7 protein-coding genes and 3 pseudogenes are annotated in these 12,415 nt (G+C 40.5%); 5 read left to right on the forward strand and 5 right to left on the reverse strand.

Features of this window, described 5'->3' with window-relative positions; genetic code table 11:
* Positions 1-72: 72 nt before the first annotated feature.
* Together TT11_RS15610 and TT11_RS17530 are read right to left on the reverse strand one after the other, a co-directional pair.
* Positions 73-1,302, reverse strand: coding sequence for a BCCT family transporter (locus TT11_RS15610; RefSeq protein ID WP_261871090.1), 1,230 nt, complete (start codon positions 1,300-1,302; stop codon positions 73-75).
* 11 nt (positions 1,303-1,313) lie between these two features.
* A pseudogene (locus TT11_RS17530) lies at positions 1,314-1,739 on the reverse strand (BCCT family transporter); the annotation flags it as partial.
* 604 nt (positions 1,740-2,343) lie between these two features.
* On the opposite strand from TT11_RS17530, the gene TT11_RS15615 reads away from it, so the two are divergent.
* The 4 genes from TT11_RS15615 to TT11_RS15630 all read left to right on the forward strand — a co-directional run bounded on the left by TT11_RS15615 (position 2,344) and on the right by TT11_RS15630 (position 5,141).
* The gene (locus TT11_RS15615) at positions 2,344-2,571 is read left to right on the forward strand and encodes a transposase (RefSeq protein ID WP_261871091.1); all 228 of its coding nucleotides are present in this window, start codon (positions 2,344-2,346) and stop codon (positions 2,569-2,571) included.
* Positions 2,558-3,013, forward strand: a complete 456-nt coding sequence (locus TT11_RS15620) for an IS630 family transposase (protein WP_261871084.1) — start codon at positions 2,558-2,560, stop codon at positions 3,011-3,013. Before TT11_RS15615 ends, TT11_RS15620 begins: the two co-directional genes overlap by 14 nt.
* A 544-nt stretch (positions 3,014-3,557) precedes the next feature.
* The gene (locus TT11_RS15625) at positions 3,558-3,863 is read left to right on the forward strand and encodes a helix-turn-helix domain-containing protein (RefSeq protein WP_201580011.1); all 306 of its coding nucleotides are present in this window, start codon (positions 3,558-3,560) and stop codon (positions 3,861-3,863) included.
* 18 nt (positions 3,864-3,881) lie between these two features.
* The gene (locus TT11_RS15630; protein ID WP_160022927.1) at positions 3,882-5,141 is read left to right on the forward strand and encodes a type II toxin-antitoxin system HipA family toxin; all 1,260 of its coding nucleotides are present in this window, start codon (positions 3,882-3,884) and stop codon (positions 5,139-5,141) included.
* A gap of 425 nt (positions 5,142-5,566) precedes the next feature.
* Here the strand turns inward: TT11_RS15630 and TT11_RS15635 are convergent.
* The 3 genes and pseudogenes from TT11_RS15635 to TT11_RS15645 all read right to left on the reverse strand — a co-directional run bounded on the left by TT11_RS15635 (position 5,567) and on the right by TT11_RS15645 (position 10,966).
* Positions 5,567-7,248 (reverse strand): annotated as a pseudogene (locus tag TT11_RS15635) (NAD-dependent malic enzyme).
* Positions 7,249-7,489: 241 nt separating this feature from the next.
* Positions 7,490-9,211, reverse strand: a pseudogene (gene dld / locus TT11_RS15640) (D-lactate dehydrogenase).
* A 63-nt stretch (positions 9,212-9,274) separates the two neighbouring features.
* Entirely contained in the window at positions 9,275-10,966 is a 1,692-nt protein-coding gene (locus TT11_RS15645) for an L-lactate permease (RefSeq protein ID WP_370587878.1), read from the reverse strand.
* 280 nt (positions 10,967-11,246) lie between these two features.
* On the opposite strand from TT11_RS15645, the gene TT11_RS15650 reads away from it, so the two are divergent.
* The gene (locus TT11_RS15650; protein ID WP_261871085.1) at positions 11,247-12,152 is read left to right on the forward strand and encodes a LysR family transcriptional regulator; all 906 of its coding nucleotides are present in this window, start codon (positions 11,247-11,249) and stop codon (positions 12,150-12,152) included.
* Positions 12,153-12,415 lie beyond the last annotated feature (263 nt).

The following is a 12,415-nucleotide window of genomic DNA, read 5'->3' on the forward strand; positions in this document are numbered from 1 at the left end:
GTAGTCGTAGATATAGTTCTACTAGATAGTATGGTTACCGCATTTTTGAACGTGTTTTTACTGCCACTCTTTTTACGTTATTGAGCGTGAAGGCTCACTAGTTTTCCTTACGTCAGTTGATAGCGTTGGCTTTAACTCAACAATATCCCCATTAATCTCAACCCTACGGGCCAGCTTCAAGAATGAAAGGCCTGCACCCAGTACAATCAACATGCCGGGTACACCGGACAAATTGAACAACATCTTGATGGCATCAGTACCGATAAAGCTCGCACTTATCCAAGCGACAAAGGCCACGGCACAGCCCCAAATCGTTTTTACCCATATAGGAGACGTAAGGTTTTCTGCATCAACGCCTTGGATACACAGACCTCCAATCGCATCGGTCGTCGAATCGGCCGCTGTCACAAAGGTGATAAAGCAGGCAAATATGAATAGCGCGCTGAGTATAGTGCTACCAGGTAACTGATCGAACAGCACATAAATCACCGAAGCAAAACCATTGTCTTGGTAAGCTTGGTACATAATGCCGCCCATGGTGGTATCAAAGAACAATGAAGAACCGCTGAATATACTGAACCATACAAAGCCGAAAGCAGATGGCAACAGCAGATTGACCATGATGAACTGACGAACGGTATAGCCACGGGCAATTTTTCCAAGAAACAGACAGCTTAGTGGCGCCCAAGCAAACCAACTGGCAAAGAAAGCCACTGTCCACCAACCTGGCCATGGGTCATTGCCAGAAGCGCCTGTTACTAAGTTGCGTGCGAAAAAGTCAGAAAGATAAACCCCTAGCGACTCAACACCCAGCGACAAGATAAAGGTAGTAGGACCCACAATAAATATGAATATAGCGCCTACAAAGTAGAGCCAAGTGTTGATTCGAGCAAGGTTTTGGATACCACGGTGCAGTCCAGACGCAGCAGATATAAGCGCAGCCCCTATAATGACGATAGCGATAATTGCATACCCAGTGGTACTTTTCTGAATGCCTAGTACAGACTCCATGCCATCGCTTATCACCAATAGCCCAGAAGTCAATGTGGCAGACATACCCAGTACGACAGCAAATAGCGCTAAACCATCAACTATCTGACCACCAACACCATCAACCCAGCGCCCTAAAATTGGACGTAACATCGAACCAATAGAAAATGGTAACTTAAGATTATGGAATGCTAAGGCAAATGCCAAACCAGCAACCGTATAAATTGAATAAGGGGTAATCGTCCAATGTACAAAGATAGTAGACATCGAAAAGCGCATCGCTTCAGGGCTTTCAGGATTATGCCTAAATATGCGGGGGGCTCATGATAGTGTAGAACTGGTTCGGCAACAGACCAAAATAGAATACCCATTGCAATAACTGTGGTTAGCGACACGGCAAACCAACGAAATGGGGTCAGCATTTGAGAGGCGTTTTCGCCGCCAATACGTACCCGCCCGATTGGGGCAAAAAAGGCGTACGCTGCGATAAACACCATGAATAAAGCACTAAGGTTGAATAACCAAGAAAGGTTAGTCATGATTATCGTGTTTAGGCTTGATGTGCCCGTGATAAAATTTTGTTTATCAATGAGTGTGTAAGCGACGGTTAATACCAAGCAAACAAATGCGGGCCAAAAAGTCACTGGTCGTAATTTTGCCATACAAACTTCCTTGTTATGGTTCTGATTACGGTCAAGATTACTCCAAATCACAGACCATTGGAAAATGATATAAAGTCTGTCAACCATGACTAAAAGTAATGCCACAAAATATTAGGATATTTGTTAAGAGAGAGGTTCGCTTTAAGATGAGTATTAATAGATATGAAAATTGCCCAAAATTATGTTTCATAGCTTGTCACTATTAATTTTTTGGCCAGAGATGTATTAAGTAGTATTTATGAAAGAGGTTATTGGAAAGTAAATAGCTGTAGAGTAATTATTCTCAAATATCAAAATCGTAGTGATGTCATAGTTAAATACAATACAGTAATTATAAATATACTAAGCTAGATGGCTCAACCTCTTGTTACCGACCTCTGCTGTCGAATCCGTAGACATTAAATTTAGGGGTTATAATTTTAACGAATTTTCTATTTACTGTTTATTTTTATTAGGGGATAGCTTTAAAATTAATATCGATAGCAAAGAATTACTCAATGCTAGAGTATAGTGTATTAAATATAAAAATGTTATAAGATAAAACATCTCAATAGCTATATTTTTTTATTATGACCTACTCATTAGATTATCGTAAACAAGTTCTTGAAAGCTTAGAGAATGGTATGACCTTTGCTGAGGCTGCCACTTTTATAACATCAGTCCAACCACCATTCAAAAGTGGAAGCAAAGGCTGCATAGTAAAACCACACGTAATGTTAAGCCATCAAAAATACCCAATGATGCGCTACGCAAAGATGTTGAAGATCATCCTGACGACTACCACTATGAAAGAGCAAGACGGTTTAACTGTACTGCCCCAGCCATTTGTAAGGCGTTAAAACGTTTAGGTATCAGTCAAAAAAAAGACTTTAGAACATCCAAAAGCGTGCCCGATCAAAAGAGCGATGTATCAGAGTAAGCTTGACAGATTTATTCAGCAAGGCTATCCCGTTGTATATATGGATGAGAGCGGCTTTGAGGCCGAGACTATTCGTTCTCATGGCTATGCACCGATTGGTAAACCTTGTATTGATCGCTATAACTGGCAAGGTAAAAAGCGGACCAATGTTATTGGTGCTTTGTATGAAAAAGTGCTGTTTGCACTGGATTACTTTGAGCACAACATCAACAGCAGCATATTCTACCACTGGTGCAAACATACACTAATTCCAAGTCTTAAAACAAAATGCGTGATTGTGATGGATAATGCTCGGTTTCACAAAAATAAACGCATTCAAAAGCTACTGAACAGGCATGGGCATCGCATTCTTTGGTTACCACCTTATAGCCCTGATCTAAACCCTATCGAGAAAAAAATGGGCACAAGTGAAGTTTCTACGCCAAGGCTGGATGGAGAATGACTTATCTAAATTGTTTTATGATATTTGTCCTAACCATAACAGTTTTATTTTGAACTGACTATAGACCAAATATTAATCTAAACTATAACTTGTTGGGTGATAAACACCTCAATATTATGGTGTCCAAAATATAATTAACCTATCCCTTACCATGGAATTCTTTTACTCTAATGATTCGAAAATCACCTAAATGCTATTGTTTACATAGTGCAGAAGACTGATGTATAAAATCCACTTTTCTTAGGTGATGTTGTTAATATTGGGGTTTGACGGCAGGGGTCACTCAGGCGTAAGCGCATTGGCATTGATACAAACGCTGATAATACTAACCGTTAAAAAGCTTAAAGTATGGCCAGCTATATTGGTTCTCGAAATACTTGTATATATAAGTCCACTTTTTTTTATAGTGAAAGGATTATGTAAAGAACAGGTACTTATTGCAAGTATTTTTTTCTAATTATTAGCTTTATAAAAACAAGAATTCATATTTGAATGACTAAGTGCTAAAATAGTATTTTAACACTCTTATATGAATGATTATATTATGAAAATAAGATTTGATTTTTATACGCCAAGTGAAATTTCTCAGATTTTAGGTGAACGCTTAAAAACGCAGAGACTGGCATTAAACTTAACACAAGCCGCTTTAGCAGATAAGGCTGGTACTGGCATCAGTACTGTTGCTCGTATTGAGTCTGGTCAGGGCGGTACACTAGACAATATAATCAGGCTCGCTATGGCTCTTGGCATGGTAAATCACTTTTCTGAATTATTTGATGTAGTGCCTACCAATATAGAAGATGTTATCGCTAAACAAAATCCACGCTTGCGCGCCTCAAATAAAAGCTGATATAAGGTAGCCACCTCAATGTATCAACCGATATCAATTATCAATATTTACTACCAAGGATTCGGAGACAAACGTCTTATCGGTAAATTAACGATGGATGGACGACGCCCTACCTTTGGCTATGATGCGGCGTGGCTGACTGATGGACTGGAGTTATCACCAATTGAGATGCCCTTACGATCAGCACCTTATTATGGTACTCATGCGTCGAGCCATTACCTATGCGGATTATTATCAGACAGCTTACCTGATGGTTGGGGAATGCTGCTCATGGATAGGTTCTTTCGAAAAACAATGTCTCATGCTACGTCAATCAATGTTTTAGATCGCCTCGCTTATATTGGTAATTCAGCAATGGGAGCACTTAGTTTTGAGCCACAACAAGATTTATCAGGCGCTGATATCGATATTAATGATTTTACTTTAGCCAAACTGGCCGCTGCCAATCAATCGATTTTATCCGGACAAGATAGCAACATACTGGCTGAGCTCATCGTTATCGGCGGCTCACCACAAGGTGCAAGACCAAAAGCACTTGTCCTATATGATGAGGCAACCGAGTTTATTACTACGGACTTAAAAAGCGAACAGCCATCCGCAGCGCCGTGGCTGATTAAGTTTCCTGCCCAATCTGAGCATAAAAGCGTTTGCCTATTAGAGTCAATTTATGCTGATATGGCTAAGCAAGCAGGCCTAAACATGCCTGCGCATCATTATTTTGATATCGGTGAAAAACATGCTGCTTTTGGGGTTGAGCGTTTTGACCGTATGGACAATCAACGCGTTCATACTCATACGCTGGCAGGTTTATTAGACATTGATTTTCGCATCCCATCATTAGATTATCTGCAGTATTTACGCTGCGTGCGTATGTTGACCCAATCACAAGTTGCTGTAGAAGAGGGTTTTAGACATGCTGTATTTAATGTCATCTTTAACAATAAAGACGATCATAGCAAGAACTTCTCTTTTATGATGGACAAGGCTGGCAGGTGGTCATTGTCGCCTGTCTATGATCTCGTTTATAACTCAGGTATGAACGGTTATCATCAAATGGATGTGACTGGTGAAGCTCAATACCCTACCCGATCTCACTTATTAAAGTTGGCTAAACTTGCTGATATTAAGCAAAAAAAGGCACAAGCTATTATTGATCAGGTAGCATCAGTTGCTGAGGACTTTTTGACTGTTATTAAAGATCATAACATTGAGAAAGAATTATCAAATCAGGTCATTCATGATATAAAAGCCAATCTCAATCGGATGGCAAATCAATAAACCTTAAGAAGTTGTTAAATTTGTTGTTAAAAATAAATACTTAACTACCTTATCCCTTAATAATAAAGGATTATGCTAAGTTAGTCGTTGCGTGGTGGGCGCACCATCAAACAATATTAGAAGTAATAAAAAACCCTTGTAAGCCTTGTGCTACAAGGGGTTTTTTATATTCAAGGGTTAATAGGCAAGGTTAGTAAGGAATAATAAAATTATATCTTGGTTACTTTTGACGGTATCGACCAATATCGACAAATAAGATACCTTCAAAATCATTAACTTACACATTACTGAAACAAGCTAAGCGACCATACAGACCTTATAGTTTTATATTAAGGCATAGAAAAATCACCCTAACTGTTCAAGTTAAGGTGATTTTTTTTATGGTGTTTGCAATATTGATAATAGCTAACTATCTAATCTCTAACCTAGAAAGAAGTACGGCGATAGTTACGATATTCAGGTAACCAAAAGTTCGCTTTTAATCGGCGTTGTAAATTCTCCGATGTGATAGGTAGTGCTAGCTTATCTTGAGCCGCTTGCAATGCCACTGCATACGCTATTTTTTCACTGATCTCTCTGATAACTTTGATCGGCGGTAAGATAGCACCAGGTGCTTTTTCGTATTCCATTGATATATCTGCAAGGGCTTGGCTTGCTGCCGTTAGCATATTATCGCTGATACCTGTCGCACGTGCTGCTAAAACACCCAGACCAATACCAGGGAAAATATAGCTGTTATTACACTGAGACACCTCAAAAGTCTGACCGTTATAAGTGGTATGAGGAAACGGACTACCCGTCGCAACAATTGCCTTACCTTTACTCCAATTCATGACTTCTTGCGGCGTTGCTTCCACACGAGACGTTGGATTTGAAAGTGGTAGTACAATTGGGTGCTCAGTATTAGCACATAGCGATTCGATCACTTCTTGGGTGAACAGACCTTTTTGTCCGCTAACACCAAATAATACGGTAATTTTTGCTTGTTTAACTACTTGCGCTAAGCCGAGTTTCTTACTTTTATCCCAGCTTGCAATAGCTGATTCTTTTTGTACTAACGGTTCTTGGAATTTTTGCAGTTCTGTCATGCCATCTGTTAGCAAGCCATAGCGATCAACCATGAATACTTGACTACGAGCTTGCTCTTCAGTCAATCCTTCACGCTGCATTTGGCGAATAATATGCTCAGCAATACCGCAACCTGCAGATCCTGCGCCTAAAAATGCGATATTCTGTTGGCTAAGTTTTTGACCTTTATTTAGACACGCTGCAATCAGAGTACCAACCGATACCGCAGCAGTCCCTTGAATATCATCATTAAAGCAGCACAGCTGATCACGATATTTATTCAATAATGGTGTCGCGTTTTCCTGAGCAAAATCTTCAAATTGCAATAACACTTCTGGCCAACGACGCTTAACGCTTGAATAAATAAATCCACAAATTCATTATATTCATCGCCAGAGATGCGCGGATTTCTCCAGCCCATATACATAGGATCGTCAAGCAGCTGTTGGTTATTGGTGCCGACATCCAGCAAAATAGGTAGACAATAAGCTGGGCTAATACCACCACAAGCCGTATATAAAGACAACTTACCGATTGGAATGCCCATACCGCCAATACCCTGATCTCCTAGGCCCAAGATACGTTCACCGTCAGTAACAACTATCACTTTAACGTTTTGTTTGGTGGCATTTTGTAGCATGTCGTCGATTTTGTGACGCTCAGGATATGAGATAAACAAACCACGTTTACGACGATAAATTTGCGAGAACTTTTCACACGCCTGACCAACGGTTGGGGTATAAATGAGCGGCATGACTTCTTCGATATGCTGCTCAATTAAATGATGAAATAAGGTTTCATTGGTATCTTGTATATTACGCAAGTAAATATGCTTATCCATCGCATCAGTGAATGAGCTTAGTTGATGATAAGCACGTAATGATTGTTCTTCAATTGTTTCAATATTATGAGGTAATAGCCCCGTTAAATTAAAGCTACTACGTTCTTCTGATGAAAAAGCACTACCTTTATTCAGTAAAGGTGTCTCTAAAAGAGCGGGTCCAGCAACAGGAATATATAAAGGACGCTTGTTTGACATAATGTAATCTTCTTATTAAAGGCATATGAGTGAAAGCTATGCTAGTGCTGCATTATACATAGCATCGACTGGTATTTAACAATAGATAACAAAATCATTTTGAATAAATGTGCTTCTGAACTCGAGGTCACTGATACATTTACCGAGAAATAATCAAAAAGCACTACCAATCGGCAGTGCTTTTAAGTCTTATTGAGAATTTATGATAAACACATACTGAACTATTCAGCAGCTTAGTCATTTACAAACAGCACGAGCAATTACGTTTGGTTTTCGACATTTTACCAACACCCGGATTGAATGTATTGGTTGGGTCTAGACTTTTATAAAAGTTCTGCAAATCGGGTTCCGCTTCGTACAGATGACCTACATTGTGCTCAGCGGGATATTTGGCTCCGCGTGCGCTCAACAGCTCTAACATCATTTTTTTGACAAGGTGTGCATCGCTGCCCTTCTTCAAAATATAGTCTTGATGAAATACGTAACAAAAGAAATGTCCGTAATAAAGTTTCTTCTCCAAATGCTTTTCAATTTCTTCAGGTAACGTTTCAAGCCAGTTCAACTCGTTACGCGGTATGGCAATATCCAGCGCTAATATCTCGCCGACTTCCTGCTCATGGACGACTTCATACCTTAATGCAGCACCTGCCGCAGCAAAACGATGTAAAAAAGCGCTTTCTGATTCTTCTTGACTACATTCAAAATAGTTACCCGTGTCTGACACGGCAAAAAACGCCTTCAAAAAATCCTGTGCTTCCTCTATACCTTCATCACTCATTTTTAAGATTAGATGATGCTCGTACTTATCTCGGTATTCAGTCATTCGCTTCGGTAAATGCTTTGGGAACATATTGGCAACGAACTGCATAACTTTGTCAGTAAAGTGCTTTGGCATCCATGACCATTTATGGAACTTTGCATCCATAGCGCCTTTAATAGAAAACAGTCTAGGTAAGGCATTTGTACCGAGATGTTTAATACTCAGAAACGTGTCTTTTCCGTATTTAGCGGATACATCGAATATATCACGATGCATGTACTCACCCACTTCAGGGATATTATCAAAGCTTGATAATATTTGCCTTCTGAGCTGTGCAAGCTCACTCACACTGTTGGTGCCTATATAAAATGTTTTCTCTTTTGCAGCCGTTGGATAGGTATCAAGACGCACTGCAAACACGGCAAGTTTACCAGCGCAGCCACTGGCTTCATACAGTCTTCGCTTATCCGCATTAAAACGACTTGGCGTACTTGCATCAACATCTTTTACTCTGGCGATATATTCTTTATCAGATGCATCTTACCAGTATCAGGTAATGCTCTTTTATCAAAATTACCTGTTTGCAGATTAGTGAGTATTTCTTCTGGAGTGTCGCCTAACTCTACATCTAGGTGATTAACCAGCACTAGCTGACCGTGCTTGTCTATTTGGGCAAATAAAGCAAGCTCAGTATAAGCAGGACCTCTTTTAACCAGTGCCCCACCTGAGTTATTAGAAACACCGCCAATGATAGATGCACCTAACGTCGATGAACCGATGACCGAGTGAGGCGCTCTATTTACGGCTTTAAGCTGACTTTGCAATTGGTGCAACGTGGCGCCAGGTAAGCTAATCACTTGCTCGTTATCATTCACCAAATACAACTGATTCATTGCAAGGGTATTGATCACAACCACTGGTCTATCGTAATCATTACCGCTCGGGGTTGAGCCTTCCGTCAGCCCTGTTTTTGCTGCTTGCATGATAATAATGCAGTCGCCTTCCACACATATTTCTAGACTACGCCAAATCTCCAGCAGCGTTTGCGGAAACAAAACAGCCAAAGCGCTGCCGCCGCCAGAACGCCACCCCATTCTATAGTGTTCGTTTTTTTTCCGGATCAGCCTGTACATTGCCGGCTCCCAGTAAATGGGTTAGCTTGTCTAACACTTGATCAGGGCTAATGATGTCTTGAGAAGGCATATTTGATGAGAAAAGGTTTGATGAATGCATATCAATCTCTTTATCTTGGAGGTTACATGTGCTTTATGGTGCTAAAGGACCTTGAAAACCGAAAATGTAAATGGTAGCCATAACGATTATTCCGCAGAACAACACATAATAGATGGTAGGTAAAATAGTACGCCTAAGTGTGGCGCCCTCCATACCGAGTAGGCCCACCGTTGCTGATGCAGCCACCACATTATGTACTGCAATCATATTACCAGCAGCCGCACCAACTGCTTGAGCCGCGATGATTAGAGAAGGTGAAATATGTAAGCTCATGGCGGCTTCGTATTGGAATTGACTGAACATCATGTTGGATACGGTATTAGAGCCCGCGATAAAGGCACCTAACGCACCAATGGTTGCACTGATTAAGGGGAAAACACTACCAAAAGTACCCGCAAACAACTCTGCACTGGCGACAGGCATACTCGCCACATCTGATAAGTTTACGCCTGAATTAATAAAAATTCTAACCATTGGAATCGTAAAAATAAGGACAAATCCGGCCCCTAGTACAGTTTTTCCTGATTCTTTGAAGGCATTGTTTAGTGCACTGGCAGGTTTGTTCGTTTGAAAAGCTGCGGCAACCAAGGCGCTAATTAATAACAAGCCGCCTGGTAAGTATAAAGGACTAAAACTGGCACTGATATCTGCCTCACTTAAAATCAAGGTTAGGTCTACTGTCGCGCTGTTCAGCAAAGACTGAAAGCCTGTTAATACTCTAGAACACACCAATAAAAGGGCAACTAACAAATAAGGGAACCATGCCATGACCGTGGACATCTTTTTATCACTTAACGCAGGAGTGATGTCTTCTTTGCTGACCACTAGCTTACCAAGCCATTCACTTGGCCAGTTTTTTTGCGGCTCAAAATCCCATGTAGTTTTTGGCACTAAAAATCCACGTTTTGCCGCATTAACAACGATGGCGACACTAACCAAACCACCGACCAGTGACGGAAACTCTGGTCCTAAAAAGATACCAGTCAAAGTATAAGGAAGCGTAAATGCCAAACCTGCAAAAATAGCAAATGGCCAAATAGCGAAGCCTTCTCTCCAGCTTTTATTTTTACCAAAAAATCGAGTCAGCATCATTACCATAAAGAGTGGCATAGACGTACCAATGACCCCGTGCATAATGGCGACTTGACTGGTAATCAGTTGTAAAAAGTCGCCCCACTCTAGTCCTTGTTTTGCCAACTGAGTGCTGATAGCAGCTTTATCCAAGCCTTTGTTTACGCCAATAACGATAGGCGTACCGACCGCACCAAATGATACAGGCGTACTTTGTATCATCATTCCCATTAACACGGCACCTAGTGCTGGAAAGCCTATCGCGACCAGTAACGGCGCGGCAATAGCGGCCGCTGTACCAAAGCCAGCCGCTCCCTCAAGAAAGCAACCAAAGCACCAAGCAATAATAATGGCTTGCACCCGCCTATCTGGCGATACATTGGTAAATCCAGCACGGATAACGGCGATGGCACCAGTATGCTTTAACGTATTCAATAAGAAAATAGCGCCAAATACGATCCACAATACTGAGACGGTAATGACCATTCCTTGAATAATCGATGAAGACACGCGATTAAGCGTCATATCCCATACAAAGAGGGCAAGCGCGGCAGTAACCGCCAGAACGATTGGCATGGTTCTTTTGGCTGACCATTGCAAGCCTATCAAAAAAATACCACAGAGAACGATTGGCAGTAATGCAACAGTCCATATATTGTTTGATTCAAAATCATAATCCTTTTTTTATCGTGTAATCTTCCTTGAACCACTTCATCTAAGCATTTGTTTTTATAACTTCATGCTGTCGGTCAGACGAAGCTGAAAACAATCTCTGTCAGTGACATGATTAATAGAATGGTTAAATAAACAAATGCTCAAAATTCCCTAAAATATTCTACGCCTTGTCAATACATTGATATATTGCATCAAAGGACAATATTATTTTCTTTTTTTGCTATAATCCAAAACGTATTACACCAATTGAGGAACAAGTATGGGCAAAGCTGACGATATGATTTTATTCGTCCAAGTGGTTGATGAAGGGTCATTTTCTCGGGTCGCTGAAAAGCTGTCATTAACGAATTCAGTGGTAAGTAAACGCATTGCAAGATTAGAAGAGAGCTTAAACGCACAGCTACTGTATAGGACAACCAGAAAGTTAAGCTTAACCGATGCAGGAAGGACGCTTTATGACAAAGCTAAAATCGCTAAATTTGCCTTTCAGGAAGCTGAAAATGCCGTTACAGGCTATGGTGAGGACATGAAAGGCAACATACGTATAACCATGCCAGCGGTCTCTGCAAATCTAATATTGAGCGAATCCATTGCCGAATTCTGTAAACAACACCCAGAAATATCAGTAGATTTACAGATTACCAATCGATTGGTTGATTTGATAGAAGAAGGATTTGATCTGGCGATAAGGACAGCAGAGCTTGAAGACTCATCACTCATTGCAAGACGTCTTATAGATAGCCAGTGGGTCATATGTGCGACACCAGACTATTTAGAGCGACACGGTATACCTCAAACCCCTGAACAATTACGGAGTCATGAGTGTTTGGTCTATAAGTTTGATCATACGGCGAATGGTATATGGCCGCTATATATAGATGGCACGGAGCAACTGCTTCCTGTACAGGGTCGGTTTCATAGCAATCATCTTAATGCGATTAAACAAGCGACCCTTAGCGATTTAGGTATCGCCTTTTTACCACAAGCACTTGTTTATGAAGAAATGCGGCAAAATACGCTCTCTCAGATTTTGCAGCGCTTTACACGAAAAAAAATGGGTATGTATGCGGTTTATCCCAAGGCGCGGCAACCGGACCAAAAGTTGAAACTGCTTGTAGCGCATCTGCGAGAATCATTACATCAAAAACAGGCTTACTACTGTTAAGTAATAAGCTTGTTTTTGATGTGAATAAGCAAAGATGAATGAGAGTGTTTGTAGATAATAATCATATATGTCGACTTCGCTTTAATCAAAGCAAAGAACGCCTGAGCACTATTAGCTACAAGTATAAAGTACTCAGACATGAAGTTCAGTTTTACTAGACAATGTTATTAACATAGGCGTTTAATAGCTAAACTTTATTACCGAGTAGCTTTCATAAAGGCTGACCAATCTAAATAAAGTTTTATAATCCATTGACTGTATAG

Source organism: Psychrobacter sp. JCM 18901 (assembly GCF_000586435.1).
Lineage (GTDB): Bacteria > Pseudomonadota > Gammaproteobacteria > Pseudomonadales > Moraxellaceae > Psychrobacter.